We start from the raw sequence: 20,961 nt of genomic DNA on the forward strand, positions 1-20,961 counted from the left end.
ACAAAACCCCGGAAACGAAAAAGCCCTGTCGGAAAACAGGGCTTTAGCTTGAGCAATCTGGAGCGGGCGAAGGGAATCGAACCCTCGTTATCAGCTTGGGAAGCTGGAGTAATGCCATTATACGACGCCCGCTTTTGCGGATGCCTTTGTACCAGAAGTCGCGCGCTAAAAGAAGCCCGCACCGAACGCAATCTTGTTGCGACTCGGTGCTAGAGCGGCAGAGTGGCATGTTTCATACGGCCATCGCGTGTTGCAGTTCGGCTTGCGGGCGGATGGTCGTGCTGCGCTGCGGCGCGCTTTGCAGAAAGCCCAGCAGTACATCCCGGCTTTGCAGCCAGGCGGCCTTGTGTTCCATGTCGAGGAAGTGCCCGGCATTGTCGATGGTGGCGAAGTGGCAATCGCTGAGGTGTTGGGTGAGCACGCGCACGTCCTCCGGCGCGGCGTATTCATCGTGCTCGCCATTGACGAACAGCAGCGGAATCTTGATGCCGGCCAGGCACTCCATCTGGCAGTGATTTTCCATGTGCACCACCTGATCGACGTGGGAGAACATTTGCCGGTATTCGTGTGCGTCCAGGCTGGCGATGTGGCGATGGTTGAAGCGCTTGAACAGCGACGGCAGGTGTTTGCCGATGGTGTTGTTGACCAGGTGGCCGAGATTGCTGCCATCTGCTGCGTGCAGGTAGTTCAGGCCTTTTTCCAGGTAGTCGAGCATCGGTTCGTTGAGCAGCGGCGAGAAGGAGGTGATCACCGCTTTTTCGATGCGTGCCGGGCGTTGGGCCAGGGCCAGCAGGGCGGCGACACCGCCCCAGGAGAAGGACTGCAGGTAGTCGACGCGAAAGTGCTCGATCAAGTCGAGGAGGATGAAGGCCTCGTCTTCCTTGCTGATCGAACGCGCGTTGCTGTTGTGCGGCTTGGACTGGCCGGCGTAGGGCTGGTCATACAGCACCACGTTGAATTGCGTCTGCAGGTACTTGACCGTTTGCGCGAAGGCAGCGGTGGTGGACAGCGAGCCATTGACCAGGATGATGGTCTTGCGCGCTGCAGGGCTTGCGTAAAACTCCGTGTGAACCTTGTAAGTCCCGTGAACATCGACGACAGCGATAGCTGGCTTCATGTTGTTTCCTCCTGGCGCAAGTTAGGCATGGCGAACGGGGACAGCCGTTCGCCGGGCAAGCAAGGTAGGACAGTAGGAAAGCGCCTGGACATGACAAACGAATGTCAGGCTGGGGATTTTTATAAGTTATTTATTTTCAATCGATTAGGGCCGAAATAGAGCATCCGCTCCAGCCTTTTTCAAGGTGTTGGAGGGCGTCTTGTAACCAGGCAGGAACCCATTTCGCGCAGCGCGCAAACAACCGAAAGAACGCTTAGATGGCTTCTGTGACTCGACGGTCACATCAAGACCTTATGGCTCGATTTAAGCAGTGGGCCCCAGTCGTGGCAAGCGCTAATTTCATTAGTGGCCTACCGTTTATCGGGTAGTGAGCTAATGATTGTGACTCGGGCCGAACTGGCCGTCAGTTGCCTCAGAAACAGGCGATCTCGGCCGCCGTCAGCGCGCGGTACTGACCGGGGGCGAGTCGTTCGTCGAGGACGATTGCGCCCATGCTGATGCGGTGCAGGCCGACGACCTTGTTCTGGAAGTGGCCGAACATGCGCTTGACCTGATGGTAGCGGCCTTCGCACAGGGTCAGGCGGGCCCGCCGCGGCGCGAGAATCTCCAGTTCGGCGGGCTGGGTGACCAGGTCCTCAAAGCGAAAGTACAGGCCCTGGGCGAAGGTGGCGATGCAGGCGGGGTCTATCGGTTCTTCGGTCTCGACCAGGTAGACCTTGGGCTGCTTGTGCAGCGGCGAGGTCGCCCGGCGTGACCACTGGCCGTCGTTGGTGATCAGCAGCAGGCCGCTGGTGTTGAGGTCGAGGCGCCCGGCCAGGTGCAGCTCGTGGGTGTCCGGCTCGGCGAGCAGGTCGAGCACGGTGCGGTGTTCGGGATGCTCGGTGGCGCTGACCACGCCGATTGGCTTGTGCAGCATGAAGTAGCGCGCGGCTTTGCCGGTTTGCAGCAGCTCGTCATCCAACTCGACCCGGCTGAACACGCTGACCTCGCTGTGCCTATCGCAGCAGGCCTGGCCGTCCAGGCGGATGCGTCCGCTGGCTAACAGTTGGCGTACTTCCTGACGGTTGAAGCGGGGCAGGTTGCTGAGAAAGCGGTCGAGGCGCATGGGCTAGCGGGCGGTAGCTTCGGTGTCGCCCGGCGGCAGCGCTTGCGCGCAGCTCGGGCACAGGCAGGCGCGATTGCGCAGCTCGGCCGGCAGGCTGTCGAGCACGCTGGGCTCGATGTGCGCGGCGAAACACCAGCAGTGCGTCACGGGCGTTTGCGCGTTGGCCTGCGCGCATTGGTTGGGTTGGCCGCAGCGTGGGCAGGTGAGGGCCTGAGCGCTCATGTGGCGTCCTCGCAGAGGCGGTTACGCCCGGCTTGCTTGGCTCGATAGAGCGCCTGGTCGGCACGGGCGAGCAAGTGGTCGAGCGCATCGCCCGCGCGCAGCGCGCTCAGGCCGATGCTCACGGTGACCTGCAGGGCGGTGCCGTTGAAGAGGAAGGGGGTCTGCTCGGTTTGCCGGCGAATCTTTTCCCCCAGCTGGTGTGCCTGTTGCTGCGTGGTGTTCTTGAGCAGTAGGATAAATTCCTCGCCGCCCCAGCGACAGATGATGTCGGACTGGCGCAGGTTGTTCTGCAGCTGCTGGGCGAAGCCGCGCAGCACTTCGTCACCGGCGAGGTGACCCTGACTGTCGTTGAGCTGTTTGAAGTTGTCCAGGTCGAGCAGTAACGCGCACAGCGGACTCTGCTCGCGGCGCGACTCCTGGATCGCCTGATTGACCAGCAGATCGAAGCCGCGACGATTGGGTAAGCCGGTGAGCGAGTCGGTGGTGGCCAGGGTGGCGATACGCGCTTGATAGCGGCGCAAGGCGATGCTCACCAGGCCGAGCACTACGCCGGTGACCAGCAGGCAGATCAGCAGGTTTACGTAGAGTGAACGACGGATACCGGCCAGGGCGCCATTTTCCTGTTTGTCGACGAACAAATACCAGTTCAACTCGGGAATAAAGCGCACGTTGAGGAAATGTTCGCGACCCTGTGCCTGGTACTCGAAATTGCCGCTCTGCGGCTGTGACTGTGTGGCCTGCAATGCTTCCAGGCCCGGCACTTCGCTGAGCAACTGGCCCGATTGCGCGCCCAGTGGACCACCCTTGGCACCCGTGAGGGCGATACGCCCACTGGCGTCGACGAAGAACACGCTGCGCCCGTAGCGCTGTTGGTAGGCGTCGATCAGTTGCACCACCGCATCCACGGTGAGGCCGACGCCGGTGGCGCCGATAAAGCGCTGCTGATAGTCGAACACCCGGTGATTGATAAAGAAGGTCAGGCGATCCTGGTTGGCCATGTCGACGTCGACATTGATCTCGTAGGGCGCCTGCATGTCGCGCACGCGAAAGTACCAGTCGTCTCTCGGTTCGCTGAGCTTGACCTGTTTCAGCACACCCTTGGCCTGGTAGTAGGTGTGGCTGTTCTCTGAGACGAAGAAGCTGGTGACTGCGCCGTAATGTTCCTGCACCTCGCTGAGGTAGCGGGTCATCTGCGCGGTGTCCTGCTCGCCGGCCATCACCCAGTCTCGGACGAAGGTGTCGCGCGCCATCATCGAGGCAATCAGCACGGGGCGGACCAGGTCCTTCTGGATTTCCGAGTAGACGTTATCCGAGGTTAGCGGCAGTTCGGTGTTGACGATATTGTCGCGCACCGTCTCGAGCGCGGCGTAGTAGCTGGCCAGCGAGGTGGCGAGAAAACCGCTGCCGAGCAACAGCAGGAGGAACAGCAGCAGGTAGCGCTGGCGATGGATGGGCGGGGTCTGCTGCATGGGGAAAGCCTGGGAATAATGGCCGCTATCCTAGCCCGGCCTAGCCCGGGATACCAGAATGGCTATGCAGGGCAAGGCTGGCTGCGCTATGCGGCGTGGATGGTTGCCGGACTAACCGCCCGGATCGGTCGCCGACCTGCTGCGGCTGCAAGTCGAGCGACAATCTCGAACCGGTGTGGCAACCGAGTGGCTTCTAGCGGCTGAGCCGCGCGGGCCGGCGTCAGCCAAGCCCGCGCGGCCATCAGCTGAGGCTGCCGAGGAAGGCGCGCCATCCGCCAAAGTGGCTGATGTTTACCGCGTCTTCGATGCCGCAGGGCTCGCAGATGAAACCGGTCTCCCAGCGGCCGTCGGCCAGTTGCACCCGGCCCAGGCCGAGGGGGGCGGGAATGCCGGTGAGGAACGAGCCCAGCTCGCTACTGGGCAGCTCCCAGACTTCCACCGCGATAGCTCTGCCGCCCTGGCTGACCCGCAGCATGCCAGGGCGCAACGGTGGGCCGCCGGCCAGGGCATAGAGCTGGTAGTCGGCCGAGCTGTGGGTGGTTTCGATCAGTCGACCACCGCGTTGCCTGAGTTGCCAGTTCAGCGGCAGGCCATCCAGGTGCGCGCCGCAGACCACCAGGCGGGCGCGGTCGTTGCGCGCCAGGTTGGCTGGGGCCGTCAGCTGCAAGGCGCGTTCACCGGCCAGCGGCAGGTCGCTGTGGCGCTGCAGGGCATCACTCAGGCTGAGTAGGTACTGGTCGGTGAAGGCGCGGCCGAACAGGGTCACGCCCCAGGGCAGGCCGCCCGCCATGAAACCGGCCGGCACTGCGACGGCGGCGTAGTCGAGCATGTTCATGAAATTGGTGTAATGGCCCAGGTCGGAATTGCGGGCGACCGGTTCGGCCTGCAGTTCGGCCAGGGTCACCGGGCGCGGGTAGGCCGGGGTCAGCACGCAGTCGAGCTCGGCCATGATCCGCTCGCACTCGGCCTTGAGCGCCTGCAGGCGGTACTGCGCGCGGAAGGCGTCCACCGCGCTGGTGCCCGGCGCCTGTTCCAGCACGGCGCGGATCACCGGCAGTACCGCGTCGGGTTGGGCCTCGATCAGTTCGCCGGCGACGCTGTAGCGTTCGGCGACCCAGGGGCCTGCATAGAGCAGGCGCGCGGCTTCGAGGAAGGGCGTGAAGTCGATCTCGATGGCTTCGCCGCCGAGTGCCTTGAGCCGTTCGATGGTGCTGGCGAACAGCGACGGGCTCTCCGGGCAGCCGAGGAACTCCAGCTGCTTGGGCACGCCGAAGCGCCAGCCTGGGCGCGGAACTCCGAAGGCGCTGGCGTCATTCCACAGCGGGTTGCCCCGACTGTAGGCATCGCGCGCATCCAGCATGGCGGTCAGCGCGAGCAACTGGCTGGCCTCGCGGGCGCTGGCACTGAAGTAGCTGACGCAGTCCAGGGTGCGGCAGGCCGGTACCACGCCGGCGGTGGAGAGCAGGCCCTTGGTCGCCTTGAGGCCGACCAGATTGTTCAGCGCCGCCGGCACTCGGCCGCTGCCTGCGGTGTCGGTGCCGAGGGCGAAGCTGGCTACGCCAAGGGCCACGGCCAGCGCCGAACCGGCGCTGGAGCCGCCGGACGGGTAGTCCGGGTGCAGGCTGTTGCGGCATGCGCCGTAGGGCGAGCGGGTGCCGTTGAGGCCGGTGGCGAACTGGTCGAGGTTGGTCTTGCCCAGGGGCACCGCGCCGAGGGCGATCAGCTGTGCGACCAGGGTGGCACTCTGTTCGGGCAGATAGGCAAAGGCCGGGCAGGCTGCGGTGGTGGGCACGCCGGCCAGGTCGATGTTGTCCTTGATGGCGAAGGGCACGCCGTACAGCGGCAGCTCGGCCGCGGTCTTGCCGTCCAGCGCGGCCAGGTAGGGCTCCAGCTCGGCTTCGCTGAGCAGGTGGATGAATAGGTTGAACTCGGAGTTGAGCGCCATGGCTTTCTCGCGCAGGGCGAGGATCAGCCGGCGCGGGGTCAGGCTGCCATCGCTGTAGGCGGCTTGCAAGGCGCTCAGGCGCAGGTCGAATTCGTGCTGCATAGGTCGCGTCCTCTGTTGGGTGGATGGCGTTGTATCCATCCACCAGCGATGCCGAGGCATCGTCAATGGGCCGGCCGGCCGGCCGTGCGGCCGGTTGGGCTTCTCTGTCAGGCTTCTTCGAGCACCACCACGCACTGGCCGGCGCGCACCGGCGAGCCTGGCTGCACGCGGACTTCCCGAACCAGGCCGTCACGCGGCGCGGTGAGCGGGATCTCCATCTTCATCGACTCGAGAATCACCAGCGTCTCGCCGGCTTTGACTCGGTCGCCGACCGCCACCTGCACCTGCCAGAGGTTGCCGGCGATATGGCTGTCGATGCCGTGCTGGCCGGCACCGAGGGCAACGTCCTGGCCAATCTCGACTGCCACCTCCTCGCTGTCGAAGTGCGCCTGGCCAGAGTCGATCCAGCGCTGCCGTTCGGCGGCGAAGGCGCCGCGTTGCTGGTGGCGGAAGGCGGCGATGCCCTCGGCCTCTGCAGCGAGGAAGTCCTGGTAGTCGGCCAGGTGCAGTTCGCTGTGCTCGATGCGCAAGTCGTAGCGACCGAGGGGGAAATCGCGGCGGATGCGCAGCAGTTCCTCGGCGCTCACCGGGTAGAAGCGGATCTGGTCGAAGAAGCGCAGCAGCCAGGGTTTGTCGTCGAAGGCGGCCACTTCGCGGTAGCGGTTCCACATCTGCAGGGTGCGGCCGACGAACTGGTAGCCGCCGGGGCCTTCCATGCCGTACACGCACAGGTAGGCGCCGCCGATGCCCACCGAGTTCTCCGCGGTCCAGGTGCGGGCCGGGTTGTACTTGGTGGTGACCAGGCGATGACGCGGGTCCAGCGGAGTGGCCACCGGCGCGCCGAGGTAGACGTCGCCCAGGCCCATCACCAGGTAGCTGGCCTCGAATACCGTGCGGTAGACCTCGTCGAGATTCGGCAGGTCGTTGATCCGGCGAATGAACTCCAGATTGCTCGGGCACCAGGGCGCGTCCTTGCGCACCGTGGTCATGTACTTGTCGATGGCCAACTGGCAGGCCGGGTCGTCCCAGGACAGCGGCAGGTGGACGATGCGCGACGGTACCCTGAGGTCCTGGGCGACGCACACCGCATCCCATTCGCCGGCGACTATGCCGAGCAGGTCGTTGAGTGCCAGGGTTTCCGGCTGGTAGTGTAGCTGCAGCGAGCGGATGCCCGGAGTGAGATCAATGACACCGTTGAGGCTCTTCGCCTCCAGCGCCTGCATCAGCGCATGGCCACGAAAGCGCAGCACCAGGTCCAACTCCGACTCGCCGATTTCCAGCAGCAGGTGAGTGTCGCCGGACAGGCGGGCGACCAGGCGGCAGTCGCCTTGGCCGATGTCGAGGACGATGGGCGAGGGGAGGGCCGTTATGGCTTTTGTGGAAGGGGCTTTGGCCGCGATAGGAGCGACAGCATTTTCGCGGCTAAAGCCCCTCCCACGCAGGTCAGCGCACTCAAGGTTCTTGGCTTTGGCCAGTAGTCGTGCAGCCTCAATGCTAACCGGGGCAAACCTGACTTTATCGCCGGCCTTGAGCTGGCCGAGCTGCCACAGGTCGGCCTCGATGATGCTCACCGGGCAAACAAAGCCACCCAGGCTGGGGCCGTCCGGGCCGAGGATCACCGGCATGTCGCCGGTAAAGTCCACCGCGCCGATGGCGTAGGGGTTGTCGTGGATATTCGAGGGGTGCAGGCCGGCCTCGCCGCCGCTGTCGCGTACCCATTCCGGCTTGGGCCCGATCAGGCGCACGCCGGTGCGGCTGGAGTTGAAGTGCACTTCCCAGGGGGTGGCGAAGAAGGTGTCGATGTAAGCCTCGGTGAAATATTCCGGGGCGCCGTGGGGGCCGTAGATCACGCGGATCTCGCGCACGGCTGGCAGCGGCTGGCACAGTTCTGCGGGCAGTTGTGCGCCGGCATGCGCCTCGGCGAGAGGTAAAAGGTGCAACACATCGCCGGCGCGCAGGGCACGGCCGCCGTGGCCGCCGAACTGGCCGAGGGTGAAGGTGCTCTTGCTGCCCAGGTAATCCGGCACCTGCAGGCCGCCGCGCAGGCACAGGTAGCTGCGCGCGCCGCTGCCGGCGATGGTGCCCAGGTTGAGGCTGCTGCCTGCCTTGATCAGCAGGGCGGTGTTCATGGGTTGTGGTTCACCGTCGAGCAGCAGCGGAATCACCGCGCCGGTCACCGCCACCAGTGCATCGGTGTTGAAGCGCAGGCTCGGCCCGCTCATGGTGATTTCCAGGGCGGCGGCGCCTTGTTCGTTACCCAGCAGGCGGTTGCCCAGGCGCAGGGCGCGGTCGTCCATCGGTCCCGACGGTGGCACGCCGACCGCCCAGTAGCCGAGGCGGCCGGGGTAGTCCTGCACCGTGGTCTGGGTGCCGGCGGCCAGCACTTCGAAGGTATTGGCGCGGTACACCAGTCCTTCCAGGCAGCGGGTCCAGGGGCTGCCGCTGGCGAAGGGCGCGTTGCGCAGGATCTGCCGCAGGTAGTCGCGGTTGCTTTCCACGCCATACAGCACGGTGTCGGCCAGGGCCTGGTCCAACGCCAGGCTGGCCTGGTCGCGGCTCGGCGCCCAGGCGATCAGCTTGGCGAGCATCGGGTCGAAGTAGGGCGGAATTTCGCAGCCGGCCTCGACCCAAGTGTCGATGCGTAGCGCCTGGCCATCGGCTTGGGGGAACTCGACGGCGGTGAGCAGGCCAGGGCTGGGCTGGAAGTCGCGGCCCGGGTCTTCGGCGTACAGGCGTGCCTGGATCGCATGGCCGCTGGGATTGAGGCCTTTGCCCAGCTCGCTCAGCGGGGCCAGGTCGCCGGCCGCCAGTTCGATCATCCAGCGCACCAGGTCGACGCCCCACACCTGTTCGGTGACGCCGTGCTCGACCTGCAGGCGGGTGTTCACTTCTAAGAAATAGAAGCGCTCGGCCGCGCTGTCGTAGACGAATTCGACGGTGCCGGCGCTGCGGTAGTTGACCGCCTTGGCCAGCTGGATCGCCGCGGCGCAGAGTTGTTCGGCCATGCCGGCGGGCAGGTTCGGCGCCGGGGTTTCCTCCAGCACCTTCTGGTTGCGCCGCTGCACCGAGCAGTCGCGCACGCCGAGGGCCAGCACCTCGCCGCGACCGTCGCCGAACACCTGCACCTCCAAGTGCCGGGCACGCTGGATGTACTTCTCGATAAATACGCCGGCGTCGCTGAAGTTGTTCTGTCCCAGGCGTTTGACCGCGTCGAAGGCATCACTCAGCTCCTCGGCCGAGTGGCACACGCGCATGCCGATGCCGCCGCCGCCGGCGGTGCTTTTCAGCATCACTGGGTAGCCGATAGTTTCACCTGCGCTCAGCGCCGCCTCGAGGCTTTCCAGCAGCTCGGTGCCTTCCAGCATCGGCAACCCGTGCTGCTTGGCCAGGGCGCGGGCGGTGTGCTTGAGGCCGAACACCCGCAGCTGCTCAGGCGTCGGGCCGACGAAGGCGATGCCGGCCGCTTCGCAGGCTTCGGCGAAGGCGGCGTTCTCCGAGAGGAAGCCGTAGCCGGGGTGGATGGCGCTGGCGCCACTGGCCTTGGCGATGGCGAGGATCTTCTCCACGACCAGGTAGGTGGTGGCGGCCGGGCCTTCGCCGAGGCTGTGGGCCTGGTCGGCCTGCTGGATATGCAGGCTGGCGGCGTCGGCCTCGGCGTACACGGCCACGCTGCCTACGTGCAGTTCATGGAGAGTACGCAGGATGCGGCAGGCGATGGCGCCGCGGTTGGCGATCAGCAGTGTGTCGAACATGGTTGTTTCCCTGCAAAGGGCAGGCGGGCCGTCCCGCGGTATTCGGTCTGCACCCCGGTCGTCCGGGGCTGGAATGCGGTTTTCTTGTAGGAGCCAGCTTGCTGGCGATCAGCGGCGACGCAAAGCATCGCCAGCAAGCTGGCTCCTACGGGTTAGCGGTGTTATCGGGCTTGTTCTGCAAACACTGCCCGGAGCGGCTCTGGCACAGGCGCAGTAGCCAGCTGCGTAGCCCGGATGCAATCCGGGGCATGGCGGCGCTGGATTCCCGGATGGCATCCGGGCTACGGGGACAACGTCGCTTCAGTCCCATACCAGTACCTCGGCCGGGGTCGGGTTGTAGCCGTTGCACGGGTTGTTCAGCTGCGGGCAATTGGAGATCAGCACGATCACGTCCATGTGCGCCTTCAGCTCGACGTATTTGCCGGCGGCGGAGATGCCGTCCTCGAAGGTCAGGCCGCCCTCGGGGGTTACCGGCACGTTCATGAAGAAGTTGATGTTGGCGCCGATGTCGCGTTTCTCCAGGCGGCCGTCGTGTAGGCTGGCACGCAGGAAGTTGTCGCGGCAGCTGTGCATATGGCGCTTGTCCAGCGCGTACCTGACGGTGTTGCTCTCCTGGGCGCAGGCGCCGCCGAGGGTGTCGTGGCGGCCGCAGGTGTCGGCCGTGATGCTCAGCAGCGGGTTGCCCAGGTTGGAGTAGAGCACGCTGCCGGTGGTCAGGTAGACGCGCTTTTGCTTGCGCAGGGTGCGCTGCGGGTCATAGCGCTCGCGCGGGTTGCGCGCGCTGTAGAACAGGGTGTCGACCGCCTGGTTGCCTTGCAGGTCGAGCAGGCGCAGGGTCTGCCCGGCCTTGACCTCGCAGAGGAAGGGTTCACCGGCGCCGATGGTGGCGCGGTACACGGCGGCTTCCGGGTGCTTGTCGCTTCGGATAAGAGTCATGGGGCAGCCCTCAGAGATACAGACGTTCGGTGTTGTGGAAGCCACGCGCGTTCTCCGGGCGCGAGGTGCGACAGAGCACGCTGATACCGTCGCTCTCGACCCGGTGCCAGCTCAGTTGCACCGGCTTGGGCGCGTACGCGGGGTTGGGGTCCAGAGGGTGTTGCAGGGCGCTGAGCACGACCAGGCAGTCCATCGGTGCGTACAGTTCGAGGTAGTCGCCGGCCTGGGAGTTGCCGGGCTGAAAGTGCATGGCGCCGTCGCCATCGACGCTGACCTTGCTGAACAGATTCAGGCACATCAGCAGGTCCTGCAGGTTCAGGTTCCACTTGCCCAGTTCCACCAGCAGGTTGTCCACGCCGTTGCGGAAGAAACCGTTGCGCAGTTCCTGGTAACGGCCTGCGCCGTATTTCTCCCGTACTTCCTCGGCATTGAGCACGCCAGCCAAGCTGTCGTGCCAGCCGCAGGTGTCGGCGGTGATGGCGGCGAGCACCCGGCCCATGTCCGAGTACAGGCAGTGGCCGGCGGTGAGTTTGGCGGTGTGCTGGCACTTGAGGCTGTCCGGCAGGTTCAGCCGTTCGCTCTTCTCATGGGCGTTGAGCAGCAGCAGGCTGACGTTGGCGCCGCCTTCGAGATCGGTCAGGCGCAGCAGTTGGCCGCGCTTGAGCACGAACGAGCTGTGGCCGCCGCCGGGCAGGGTTTCTTGGTAGAGGGTGGGGCGCAGGGTGAGTGAGGCAGTCATGGAGAGAGTCCTTACAGGGCCGGGTGCAGGTTGCCGCTGATGTGCGACGGCAACGCCTCGACGGCGGCGCGGGTGGCGCGGCGGTCGCTGTTCAAGGGGATGTCGTAGGTGATGCGCGCGCCGAAGGCGTTCGGTGCATGGGGATCGAGGCGCACCTTGTCGAACACCAGCAAGCGTGTGCCGAGGCTGAAGCCCTCGCTCAGGTCGTGGGTGACCATGAACACGGTCAGCTTGGTCTCGTGCCACAGCTCCAGCAGCAGCGCGTGCATGTCCTTGCGAATGCCCGGGTCGAGCGCGCCGAAGGGCTCGTCGAGCAGCAGTACACGCGGCTGCATGATCAGCGCCTGGGCAATCGCCAGGCGTTGCTGCATGCCGCCGGACAGCGCGCTGGGGTATTTGTCCAGGGCATGGCCGAGGCCGACCTTGCTCAGCATCTGCGCCGCTTCGTCCCGCGCCAGGCGTTTGCCCGCGCCGAACAGTCGGCCAAACAGCGGCGCGCGCGGCAGCTCCAGGCCGAGGGCGACGTTGTCCAGCACGCTCAGATGGGGGAACACCGAGTAACGCTGGAACACCACGCCGCGGCTGGCATCGGGCTCGTCCGTCAGCGGCTGGCCTTGGATGCGTATCTCGCCGCGGCTGGCGCGTTCCTGGCCGAGCAGCAGGCGCAGGAAGGTCGATTTGCCGCAGCCGGACGCGCCGACCAGGGTGCAGAACTCGCCTTCGTTGATCCTCAGGTTCAGGCGTTCGAGCACGACCTGGTCGCCGTACTCCTGCCAGACGTTTTTAACCGTGATGAACGCGCTCATGCCTTGGCTCCTGCATACCAGGGGAAGGCCAGGCGGGTGAGCTGGCGCAGGCCGAGGTCCATCAGCCAGGCGAGCAAGGTGATCCAGGCCACGTAGGGCAGGATCACGTCCATCGCCATGTAGCGGCGCACCAGGAAGATCCGGTAGCCGAGGCCGTCGGTACTGGCGATGGCCTCGGCGGCGATCAGAAACAGCCAGGCCGAGCCGAGCACCAGGCGCAGGGCGATCAACAGGCGCGGCAGGATCTGCGGCAGCACCACGCGCAGGATCAGGGTCCAGGTGCTGGCGCCGAGGGTCTGCGCCTTGATCAGCAGCTCCGGTGGAATCTCGCGGGCACGCTGCTCCAGGTCGCGGGCCAGCACCGGGGTGATGCCGATGACGATCAGCATGACCTTGGCCAGCTCGCCGAGGCCGAAGCTGATGAACAGGATCGGCAGGATCGCCAGCGGCGGCACCATCGACAGCACGGTGAGCAGTGGCGACAGCGACGCGCTGAACAGCGGCAGGGTCCCGGCGGCGATGCCCAGGCACAGGCCGAGCAGCGCGGCGATGCCCAGGCCCATACCGAGGCGCTGGAGGCTGGCGGCACTGTCCTGCCAGAACAGATAGTTGCCGCTGCGCTTGTCTGCCGTGAAGGCCAGGCGATCGACCGCCGCGGCCATCTGCGTGGCGCTCGGCAACAGCTTGTCGATGGGATTGTCCGCCAGGCGCTGCGCCGACCCGGTGAAGTAGGCGAACAGCAGCAGGGCGAAGGGCAGCAGTATCAGCAACAGACGGCCGCTGCGGTCGGGATGGCGGTTGATCAGGCGCATGTGACGTATCCTAGGGCGCTCATGGGATTGCGGGTGTGGGAGCGGATTTATCCGCGATGGCCGGGGGCGCAATCGCGAATAAATCCGCTCCGGCGATTCCCCTCAGAGCGCGCCGTCGGCGGCCATCTGCATATAACTCGGGTCGAAGCGCAGCTTGAGGTTGCCCTTGTCGCCGGTGACCACGTTCCTGGCGAAGCCCATGCCGATGGCATCGCTGCTCTGCGCACCCTCGCCGAGCAGGCCGTGGTCGAAGGAGAAACTCGCGACCTTGCTCATGGTCGCCGGCAGTTTCGGGCTGTTGGCGAAGGCCACGGCATCCTTGGCCGCATAGAACATCTTGGTCGCCGCCAGTTGCGCCTCGTAGCCGGCCAGGTCGGTGCCGGAGGCCTTGGCCATGTGCGCGCGGGCGGCTTTGCCCTCTGCGGTATCGGCGCTCATGATCGCCATGATCTCGTACCAGGCACCGGTCAGGGCCTTGCCGAAGGCCGGGTTGTCCTTGAGGGTGTCGCTGTTGACCACCATCAGGTCGATGATCTCGCCGGGGATCCGGCTGGAGTCGAACACCTGGGTCACCTTCGGGGTGGCGGCGACCTCGGCCAGCAGTGGGTTCCAGGTGGCGACCGCCTGGACATCGGCGGTGCTGAAGGCGGCCACCAGGTCGGCGTCCGAGGTGTTGACCACGCTGAGGTCCTGCTCGGAGAGGCCAACTTTTTCCAGGCCGCGGGCCAGCAGGTAGTGGGACACGGAGAGTTCGACCAGATTGACCGGCTGGCCCTTGAGGTCGCCGAGGGTCTTGTTCTCACCCTTGATGACGATGCCGTCGTTACCGTTGGAGAAGTCGCCGATCAGCAGCGCGGTGGAATCGACACCGCTGGCCGCCGGGATGGTCAGGGCGTCCATGTTGGTCATGGTGCAACCGTCGAACTGGCCGGCGCTGTATTGGTTGATCGACTCGACGTAGTCGTTGATCTGCACCACATCGATGGTGATGTCGTATTTTTTTGCCCACTTGTCGACGATGCCTTCGGCGGCGCCATATTCCCAGGGCATCCAGCCGGCATAGATGGTCCAGCAGACACTGAAGTTGTCTTTGGCGGCGGCGTGGCCGTTGAAGCTGATGGCGGCAGCGAGGCCGGCGGCGAGTACTGCGATCAGGCGGGGCGTACGCATATGGAACCTCCAGTTCGAGTAGGGACGGCAGGAGTGCGCGGCGGTCTCCCCACGAATGGGGCGCGTTCTCCCGGGCTTTTATCCCGCCGTGTAACCTCGAAGGAGGTCGCCAACTCTCGGACCAGCCACCCGTCGATCCTCTGATCGGCGGGCCGGAACCCTAGTCGGCTATTGCAAATTGTGGTGCCGCGATCCCGGCAAGCCGGGTTATTCCTGCACGCTCAGGGATAAGCGAACATCGTGCCAGTTATGCCGGCGGCTCTAGCCTGAGGGTTGTAGCGACGCTGTCGTTAACGGGGTTGGGGCGCCTGCGCCGTGATGGTGCGCAGTGGCTGCGCTGTGCTACTTCGCGGGGCGTCTTCCTGGCATGCCGACCGTCGTCGGCACGAGGTTGGCGCTTGCGGCTCAACCGTAGGCAGTGGCGGTCGAGACGCCGCAGGACTGGCCACCGCGCGTACCTTGAAACAATTGGTCATCGAATAGGCGGGGAGGAAGCGCACTGGGAGCAGGAGTCGGCGGTCTGATTTTGTGAGAGACGATCCCAGGTGCCGACAGCGGTCTGCGCCGTTCCAGTGATCGCGGGAGGCCACTATGTCCTACAGAGTTCTACTTGTTGCACTGCTAGGCCTGACCCTGACCGGTTGTGCGGTGTACGGCGACGGTTACGATCATGCTTACCGTGGCCATGATCGCTATTACGCCAGCCCCTATCAGGTGCAGCGCTACCCGGTCTATGTCGTGCCGCGGCATTACGGTTACGACAATCGGCGTTATGACCGGCGCCAGTTTGACAACCAGCGGTATGACCAGCAGCGCTTTTACCAACAACGCCACGACCAGCGCCGCTATCTGCCGGCCCCCCCGGCACGCTTTTCCAATCATGAGCGGCGTTCGGACCACCGGCTTGAGGGGCGCCACGACCAGCGTCGTTATGACTATCGTGATACGCAACAACGGCGGGGATGGAACGGGCAGCGCTTCGATCCGCAAGAGCGTACACCGAGGTACCAACGGCACGACCAGGGCTCGCGTGACGATGGGCGACGCGGCATGCAGTGGCGCCACAACTAAAGGCTAATCAATAGTCGGTGTTGCCCATGCACAGGCCCTTGGGCCGGTGCGTGGGGTCGCCGACGATCTTCCTGGTGGATCTGTTCACGCCGGGGCAGTGCTGTCGGGGCCAGGTTGTGTCCGGCGTGGCTGACTGTTGTGACAATCCCCCCGTGGTAAGCGGCAGCCACCAGGCCTGGCGTCCGCCACGGCCACTGTGCCAGGGTGGCAAACTTAGAATGTCCGTCGATAAACCCCACCTAGATACCCTGCTGAGCGGCGCAGATGCCTGTTCGAAGGTGCGCTGCTGGGCGATGTCGAGGTCGCCGGCAACCTGCTGGATATCAGGATCTTCCTTTGGTTGCTGCGGCTGCAGCGAGGCGCCGACTGCGCTGACCCTGCGCTGAGCAGCTTGCCACATGGCTCAGGGTCGTGCGGTGGTCAGCCAGCGCGTCTTCGGGCGGACTTTCGAGCTCCGTCAGTATTCTGGCGATTGTTTTTTTTACATCGCCCCCGCACCATGGCCATCATCCTGACATATGGAAGTCTCGGCTTGCTGATGGGTTGTCTCAACGCTCTGCGTGCGTGTCGTCGCTGGCCTGCAGCGTCAGCCTTGCTGCTGTCCGCTTTGCTGGGCGTCGGTGCGCTGCAGGCCGACTGGGATTTCACCCTCATCAGTAAAAGAGCCGAGCAGTTATACGGGCCGTTGGGGGCCGGGCGTGGGCGGCTCGACGACTGGCAGCGCCTGCTGCAGGAGCAGGTCGGGCTCGATGAAATGACGCAGCTCAAGGCGGTTAACCTGTTCTTCAACCTGCGCCTGCGGTTTCGCGATGATATCGACCTGTGGCGGGTCAAGGATTACTGGGCCACCCCGGTCGAGGCATTGCTGCTGGGCGGGGCGGACTGTGAAGACTTTGCCATCGCCAAGTACTTCAGCCTGCGCCAACTGGGTGTGCCGAGCGAGAAGCTGCGCATCACATACGTCAAGGCGCTGCGCCTGAACCAGGCGCACATGGTGGTCACCTACTACGCACAGCCGAACGCCATGCCGCTGGTGTTGGACAACTTGATCGACGCCATTCAGCCGGCCAGCCAACGCAACGATCTGCTACCGGTTTACGCGTTCAATGCCGAGGGCCTGTGGCTGCCCGGCAGTCGGGGCGACAAGCACGTCGGGGACAGCAAGCGCCTGTCGCGCTGGCAAGATCTATTGAGGAAAATGCGGGCCGAGGGCTTTCCCTAAGGCCGGCCCAAAGGAGCCGTTCATGTCACTGTTCAAGCAGTTGTTCATCGCCATCTGTGTGCTGATGTTGGTGAACTTTACTGGCAGCTTTCTGGTTAGCGTGGAGAGCTCACGCGAGCAGCAAGTCAACCAGTTGCGTGCCCATGCCCAAGATGCGGCGACTGCTCTGGGCTTGTCGCTGAGCCCGCATGTGCGTGATCCGGCGATGATCGAACTGATGGTCAGCTCGATCTTCGACAGCGGCTATTTCGAGAGCATTCGCGTGGTCGATCTAAGCAGCGACACGCTGCTGGTCGAGCGCAGTGGCGTACCGGTCGCTGGCGAGGCGCCGCAGTGGTTCGCGCGGCTGGTTGACCTGCAGCCGGCCCGGGGCGATGCCATTGTCAGCGATGGCTGGCGCCAGGCGGCGCGGGTCGAGGTGATCAGTCACCCGCTGTTCGCGATCGGCAAACTCTGGCAGAGCGCCCTCGGCAGCTTGCTCTGGCTGGCCTTGAGCGGGATTCTCTGCGTGCTCCTCGGCGTGCTGTTGCTCAAGCGCCAACTGCGTCCGTTGGATTACATGGTCGAGCAGTCCAACGCCATCGCCCGTCGCGAGTTTCTCAGCCTGCCAGAGTTACCGAAGACCCCGGAATTTCGCCGAGTAGTCAAGGCCATGAATCAGATGGTGGAGAAGCTCAAGGCTCTGTTTGCCGAGCAGGCCGCGCGCAGCGAAGAACTGCGCGCCGAGGCCTATCAGGACAGCCTCACCGGCGTGGCCAACCGGCGTTACTTCGATCTGCAGTTGCATGCCCGCCTGAGCGTCGAGGAGCAAGCCTGCAGCGGTTTTCTGGTGTTATTGCGGATCAACGACTTGGCTGGGCTCAACCAGCGCCTGGGTGGCCAGCGCACCGATCAGCTGATCCAGGCCGTGGCCGAGCAGTTGCAGCAGTTCTGCCAGGGTCGCTACCTGTTGGCGCGCAACCGCGGTGGCGAGTTCGTCATCCTCGCCCCGGGCCTGGACCGGGATGAAGCCGAGCAGCTGGCCGAGAGTCTCGCCGCGGGCTTGGCCAGCCTGCAGCAGACCGAAGTCACCGACCTCCTGCCGCTGGCGCATCTCGGCATGACCGCCTTCGCCCCGGGCGACGAGACTGCGAACCTCTATCGCAGCCTGGACGAGGCTTTGGCGCAAGCGACCAGCCAGACCCTGCAGAATTGGGCGTGCAGCGAGCATGGCGCGCAGCGTCCGGGCGCCGACGAGCGCCAGAGCTGGTACCGCCTGCTCGATCAGGCGCTGCAACAGGGCCGTTTTCAGCTGCATTTTCAGCCGGTAGTCAGTGCCGCTGATCCCGCCCGTATCTTGCACCACAAGGTCTTGGCGCGGTTGCTCGACGAGCAGGGCAAGCTGATTCCGGCTGGACGCTTTCTGCCCTGGCTGGAGCGCTTCGGCTGGTCGGCTCGTCTGGACCTGGCGATGCTTGGCTGGGTACTGGCGCAGATGGAGACTCACGCCGAACAGGTCGCCCTGAGCCTGTCAGGGAGCACGGTGCGTGAGCCGCAAGTCTTGGCCAGCTTGTACGAAATGCTCGGCCAGCATGCGCACCTGGGGCCGCGCCTGACCCTCGAGCTGGATGAAGACCAGTTGCCCGAGCAGGGCCTGCTTGAGGCCATGACTCAGCGTCTGCACAGCCTGGGCTTCGATCTGGGACTGCAGCACTTCGGCGGACGCTTCAGCATGATCGGCAATCTGGCCAAGCTCGGCCTGGGCTATCTCAAGGTGGATGGCAGCTACATTCGCAGCATCGACCAGGAAAACGACAAGCGCCTGTTTATCGAGGCCATGCAGCGAGCAGCCAACAGCATCGACCTGCCGTTGATTGCCGAGCGGGTCGAGACCGAGGGTGAGTGGCAGGTATTGCGTTCAATGGGTATCGAAGGCGTGCAGGGCCGTCTGTTCGGTGAGCCGGCTCCCTGGCAGTAAGGGAAGCAAACCGGTCAGATCAACTCGGACTCATCGTCATTGATCAGCCGGTTCAGCCCGCCCAAGGCATCACGGGCCTTGCTGCGCCCTACCAGCTTGGCCTGTGCCACTTCGGGCAAGTCGGTGATGCGTACCACGCCCTTGCGGATCAGCACGCTGATCAGGTCTTCCAGTACCCGGATCATGTCCAGGTCGCTCTGCTGCAACTTCAGCAGGCTATTCTCCACTGCCTGGTTGGCAAACCAGGCCTGAGCTTCCTGGCTATCGGCGGTCAGTTCGCCGTTCATCTCCTCGAACGGCGCCGCCTCGACTCGTTGCAGATTGCCGTAGTTATCGCGCTTCACATAATACATCGACCTCTCCTTGCTGTTTCCGGCTCATGCTCAGCATAACCCCGCCACCAGAGGTGGCGGGGTTATGGCTGTCAGCTATGGTCGATCTTGATGGTCGGGTCGGCACCGGCAATCAGCGAGTTGATGCTGCTACCGGACAGGTCCACGCCAGTCAGTTCGATTGAGGTATTGGCATTGGCCGCAGCACCGCCGCCAGCGTTCAACTGGCCTGTGGTGCTGATCAGCAGGGTCGAGGTTCCGCCGCTGGTCGCTACCTGCAGGTAATTGTCGATGGTGGCATCGGTTTCACCTACCAGCAGGTCGTGAATATCGATGCGATCGCCTTGGCCGACGTTGAAGTCGGTGATCCTATCGTTGCCCGTATCGCCGGCTTTCCAAACGAACTTATCGGCGCCGCTGCCACCGGTGAGCGTGTCATTGCCGGAACCACCGAATATCAGGTCATTGCCGTCTCCGCCAAGCAGCGTGTCATTGCCAGCTTTGCCGATCAGTACGTCGTGGCCAGCGCCACCGTTCAAGGTGTCGTTGCCGGAGGTACCTTCCAGCCAGTCATCGCCGCTAGTGCCTGCCGTCTTGTCGACTTTCACGCTATTGGAGGCGGTGGCACTGCTGCCGCCAACTGACTCTGTGGCTGTTACGCGGGTGGTGATGGCATTGATCTGGGCATCGGTCAGGGCGGTCTGCGAGACCATGCTGATGGTATGACCGGATACGACTGTTGTCGCACCACCGACAACGCTAATCGCGCTATTGGTGGTGGTATCGGTCAGTGTCACGCCGCTCGGAATGCCCGTCAGGCTGATGGCCGAGAGGGATTCGCTGCCGTCGGTGTCACTGAGGTAGGTCTCGGTGCTCAAACTGTAGCGATACTCGCCGCTGTTGATTGACAGATTGTCGAAGCGCACCGCCGTATCGTTATCGAAGGAATAGAAACCGATATTGTTCAGCGCCGGTGCCGTCGTGGCGCCACCGGTGACAGAACCGTAGGCATAGTTCAGCGTGGTGGTGGTGTTGTCGGTTAGATCCCTGGCCGTCACTTGGATGCCGGTATTGCTCACCGCGATGTTCAGATTGAACCAGTCATCGCCGTTGAAACTGGCGGCCGCCAGGTCGACTGCAGTGCCATTGACGATCTGCACCAGCGATAACTGCTGGTATTGGCCCGGGTAAGAATTGAAGAGACTTGCTCCCGGGGCATAGTCCGCACTCGGGTTTTCCCAGCGGGCGAGTAAGTAGTTGTTCGCATCGACGTAGCCGAACACCACGCCAATACCGTTGGCCTGGGCGGAGCTGGCGTCGGCAAACAACTCGGTGGAAATGACGTAGCTGGTCATTGTTTTTTCAGCAGCCGTCAAGTTGGTGCCGGTGTATTGCATAAAGCCTTGCGCATCGTCCGAACCGCTGTTGCCATTCTGGTTATAGGTCAGCGATCGGCTGCTATCTGCACCGGTGGAGTTGTTCAGCGTCCATCTGTTGCCAAAGTTGGTCACTTCGTTGGAGTTGTTACCTGTCTGGCCAGTCCAGGCAACGCTATTGAACAGTTGCGCTTCGGTCTGTGTCTTGCCATTGCCTCCCGGCACTTCCGCAAAGGTATTGCCGCGCAGGGCCGTGGGTGTCCAGCCGCTTAAGTTGCCGGTGTTGAAGTTGTCAGCAAGTAGGCTTGTACTCGACGCCACCATCCCCTGACTGCTGACATGGGCGAAGACGGTCGGCACGTCGGCTACTGGGGTTACATTGATGGTCACCGTATCGACATCGCTCGCGGTACCGTCACTGGTGCTCATCGAGAGCTGTGCCGTACCGCTGTAATCGCCAGTCGGCTTGTAGGTCAAGCCATTCAGGGCGCCGTTGATGGCCGCCGCGCTGCCGCTGATGGTGACGCTGGCGCTTCCGTTGTTGCTGATGGTGGCGCCAGCAAAGGCTAAGGCGGTGAGCACGCCGTGAGTGACCGCGACCGTGGTGGTTAGGGTTCCACCGTCGACATCGCTCACCGAGAGGGCATTGCCATTGGTGTTGTTGAACACGCGGGACACATCTTCGGCAGTGTTTTGTATACCTGGCACTATGTTGACCGGTGCGTCGTTCGCCCCGTTGATGGTGATGGCCAGGGTCGCGGTGGTGCTGCTGCCGTCACCGTCGGTGAGGCTGTAGGTGAAGCTGTCGGTCAGGCTCTGCCCATCGTT

The 20,961-nt window shown here is 64.2% G+C and carries 17 protein-coding genes, 1 tRNA gene and 1 riboswitch; of the genes, 3 read left to right on the forward strand and 15 right to left on the reverse strand.

Annotated features, from left to right (window positions below):
• Window positions 1-58: 58 nt before the first annotated feature.
• From FBY03_RS12570 to FBY03_RS12625, 12 genes are all read right to left on the reverse strand, one after another.
• Window positions 59-132 (reverse strand) — tRNA-Gly (locus FBY03_RS12570).
• Window positions 133-232: 100 nt separating this feature from the next.
• Window positions 233-1,117: an alpha/beta fold hydrolase gene (locus tag FBY03_RS12575; RefSeq protein ID WP_147172715.1), complete on the reverse strand. Its 885-nt coding sequence runs from the start codon at window positions 1,115-1,117 to the stop codon at window positions 233-235.
• A gap of 412 nt (window positions 1,118-1,529) precedes the next feature.
• Window positions 1,530-2,222, reverse strand: coding sequence for a 16S rRNA pseudouridine(516) synthase (locus tag FBY03_RS12580; protein WP_147172716.1), 693 nt, complete (start codon window positions 2,220-2,222; stop codon window positions 1,530-1,532).
• Window positions 2,223-2,225: 3 nt separating this feature from the next.
• The gene (locus tag FBY03_RS12585) at window positions 2,226-2,444 is read right to left on the reverse strand and encodes a cysteine-rich CWC family protein (protein WP_147172717.1); all 219 of its coding nucleotides are present in this window, start codon (window positions 2,442-2,444) and stop codon (window positions 2,226-2,228) included.
• Entirely contained in the window at window positions 2,441-3,913 is a 1,473-nt protein-coding gene (locus FBY03_RS12590; protein ID WP_147172718.1) for a sensor domain-containing diguanylate cyclase, read from the reverse strand. The genes FBY03_RS12585 and FBY03_RS12590 overlap by 4 nt, the downstream gene beginning before the upstream one ends.
• A 241-nt stretch (window positions 3,914-4,154) precedes the next feature.
• The gene (gene atzF, locus FBY03_RS12595; RefSeq protein ID WP_147172719.1) at window positions 4,155-5,960 is read right to left on the reverse strand and encodes an allophanate hydrolase; all 1,806 of its coding nucleotides are present in this window, start codon (window positions 5,958-5,960) and stop codon (window positions 4,155-4,157) included.
• A gap of 107 nt (window positions 5,961-6,067) precedes the next feature.
• Window positions 6,068-9,712: an urea carboxylase gene (gene uca, locus FBY03_RS12600; protein ID WP_147172720.1), complete on the reverse strand. Its 3,645-nt coding sequence runs from the start codon at window positions 9,710-9,712 to the stop codon at window positions 6,068-6,070.
• A 300-nt stretch (window positions 9,713-10,012) separates the two neighbouring features.
• On the reverse strand, window positions 10,013-10,648 hold the full coding sequence (locus FBY03_RS12605) for an urea amidolyase associated protein UAAP2 (RefSeq protein WP_147172721.1): 636 nt from the start codon (window positions 10,646-10,648) through the stop codon (window positions 10,013-10,015).
• A gap of 10 nt (window positions 10,649-10,658) precedes the next feature.
• Window positions 10,659-11,387, reverse strand: coding sequence for an urea amidolyase associated protein UAAP1 (locus FBY03_RS12610; RefSeq protein ID WP_147172722.1), 729 nt, complete (start codon window positions 11,385-11,387; stop codon window positions 10,659-10,661).
• 11 nt (window positions 11,388-11,398) lie between these two features.
• Window positions 11,399-12,193 carry an ABC transporter ATP-binding protein gene (locus tag FBY03_RS12615; protein WP_147172723.1) on the reverse strand — a complete coding sequence of 265 codons (795 nt, stop codon included), beginning with the start codon at window positions 12,191-12,193 and terminating at the stop codon, window positions 11,399-11,401.
• Window positions 12,190-13,005, reverse strand: a complete 816-nt coding sequence (locus tag FBY03_RS12620) for an ABC transporter permease (RefSeq protein WP_147172724.1) — start codon at window positions 13,003-13,005, stop codon at window positions 12,190-12,192. The genes FBY03_RS12615 and FBY03_RS12620 overlap by 4 nt, the downstream gene beginning before the upstream one ends.
• A gap of 102 nt (window positions 13,006-13,107) precedes the next feature.
• On the reverse strand, window positions 13,108-14,175 hold the full coding sequence (locus FBY03_RS12625) for a putative urea ABC transporter substrate-binding protein (RefSeq protein WP_147172725.1): 1,068 nt from the start codon (window positions 14,173-14,175) through the stop codon (window positions 13,108-13,110).
• A 65-nt stretch (window positions 14,176-14,240) separates the two neighbouring features.
• Window positions 14,241-14,350: riboswitch (guanidine-I (ykkC/yxkD leader) on the reverse strand.
• Window positions 14,351-14,766: 416 nt separating this feature from the next.
• On the opposite strand from FBY03_RS12625, the gene FBY03_RS12630 reads away from it, so the two are divergent.
• Window positions 14,767-15,246, forward strand: a complete 480-nt coding sequence (locus FBY03_RS12630) for a hypothetical protein (protein ID WP_147172726.1) — start codon at window positions 14,767-14,769, stop codon at window positions 15,244-15,246.
• Between the two features lie 7 nt (window positions 15,247-15,253).
• Here FBY03_RS12630 and FBY03_RS12635 read toward each other — a convergent pair whose 3' ends face one another.
• Complete coding sequence (locus tag FBY03_RS12635) at window positions 15,254-15,646, reverse strand: hypothetical protein (RefSeq protein ID WP_147172727.1); 393 nt, start codon at window positions 15,644-15,646, stop codon at window positions 15,254-15,256.
• A gap of 138 nt (window positions 15,647-15,784) precedes the next feature.
• Here FBY03_RS12635 and lapG point away from each other — a divergent pair, with 138 nt between their 5' ends.
• A complete protein-coding gene (gene lapG, locus FBY03_RS12640) occupies window positions 15,785-16,468 on the forward strand; it encodes a cysteine protease LapG (protein ID WP_147172806.1) in 684 nt (227 codons plus the stop codon).
• Window positions 16,469-16,490: 22 nt separating this feature from the next.
• Window positions 16,491-18,425, forward strand: coding sequence for a cyclic di-GMP receptor LapD (gene lapD / locus FBY03_RS12645; RefSeq protein ID WP_147172728.1), 1,935 nt, complete (start codon window positions 16,491-16,493; stop codon window positions 18,423-18,425).
• A 14-nt stretch (window positions 18,426-18,439) separates the two neighbouring features.
• Here lapD and FBY03_RS12650 read toward each other — a convergent pair whose 3' ends face one another.
• Both FBY03_RS12650 and FBY03_RS12655 read right to left on the reverse strand, forming a co-directional pair.
• Complete coding sequence (locus FBY03_RS12650; RefSeq protein ID WP_147172729.1) at window positions 18,440-18,778, reverse strand: tryptophan synthase subunit beta; 339 nt, start codon at window positions 18,776-18,778, stop codon at window positions 18,440-18,442.
• Between the two features lie 71 nt (window positions 18,779-18,849).
• The coding region (locus tag FBY03_RS12655; protein WP_178090656.1) for a type I secretion C-terminal target domain-containing protein at window positions 18,850-20,961 on the reverse strand (2,112 nt) is incomplete at its 5' end.

Origin of the sequence: Pseudomonas sp. SJZ079 (genome assembly GCF_007993865.1) — a bacterium.
Classification (GTDB): domain Bacteria; phylum Pseudomonadota; class Gammaproteobacteria; order Pseudomonadales; family Pseudomonadaceae; genus Aquipseudomonas.

Bases quoted from the DNA above. Each gene is read 5' to 3' on its own strand.
- FBY03_RS12575 (WP_147172715.1), bottom strand. From the start codon at position 1,117: ATGAAGCCAGCTATCGCTGTCGTCGATGTTCACGGGACTTACAAGGTT.
- FBY03_RS12580 (WP_147172716.1), bottom strand. From the start codon at position 2,222: ATGCGCCTCGACCGCTTTCTCAGCAACCTGCCCCGCTTCAACCGTCAG.
- FBY03_RS12585 (WP_147172717.1), bottom strand. From the start codon at position 2,444: ATGAGCGCTCAGGCCCTCACCTGCCCACGCTGCGGCCAACCCAACCAA.
- FBY03_RS12590 (WP_147172718.1), bottom strand. From the start codon at position 3,913: ATGCAGCAGACCCCGCCCATCCATCGCCAGCGCTACCTGCTGCTGTTC.
- atzF (WP_147172719.1), bottom strand. From the start codon at position 5,960: ATGCAGCACGAATTCGACCTGCGCCTGAGCGCCTTGCAAGCCGCCTAC.
- uca (WP_147172720.1), bottom strand. From the start codon at position 9,712: ATGTTCGACACACTGCTGATCGCCAACCGCGGCGCCATCGCCTGCCGC.
- FBY03_RS12605 (WP_147172721.1), bottom strand. From the start codon at position 10,648: ATGACTCTTATCCGAAGCGACAAGCACCCGGAAGCCGCCGTGTACCGC.
- FBY03_RS12610 (WP_147172722.1), bottom strand. From the start codon at position 11,387: ATGACTGCCTCACTCACCCTGCGCCCCACCCTCTACCAAGAAACCCTG.
- FBY03_RS12615 (WP_147172723.1), bottom strand. From the start codon at position 12,193: ATGAGCGCGTTCATCACGGTTAAAAACGTCTGGCAGGAGTACGGCGAC.
- FBY03_RS12620 (WP_147172724.1), bottom strand. From the start codon at position 13,005: ATGCGCCTGATCAACCGCCATCCCGACCGCAGCGGCCGTCTGTTGCTG.
- FBY03_RS12625 (WP_147172725.1), bottom strand. From the start codon at position 14,175: ATGCGTACGCCCCGCCTGATCGCAGTACTCGCCGCCGGCCTCGCTGCC.
- FBY03_RS12630 (WP_147172726.1), top strand. From the start codon at position 14,767: ATGTCCTACAGAGTTCTACTTGTTGCACTGCTAGGCCTGACCCTGACC.
- FBY03_RS12635 (WP_147172727.1), bottom strand. From the start codon at position 15,646: ATGTGGCAAGCTGCTCAGCGCAGGGTCAGCGCAGTCGGCGCCTCGCTG.
- lapG (WP_147172806.1), top strand. From the start codon at position 15,785: ATGGGTTGTCTCAACGCTCTGCGTGCGTGTCGTCGCTGGCCTGCAGCG.
- lapD (WP_147172728.1), top strand. From the start codon at position 16,491: ATGTCACTGTTCAAGCAGTTGTTCATCGCCATCTGTGTGCTGATGTTG.
- FBY03_RS12650 (WP_147172729.1), bottom strand. From the start codon at position 18,778: ATGTATTATGTGAAGCGCGATAACTACGGCAATCTGCAACGAGTCGAG.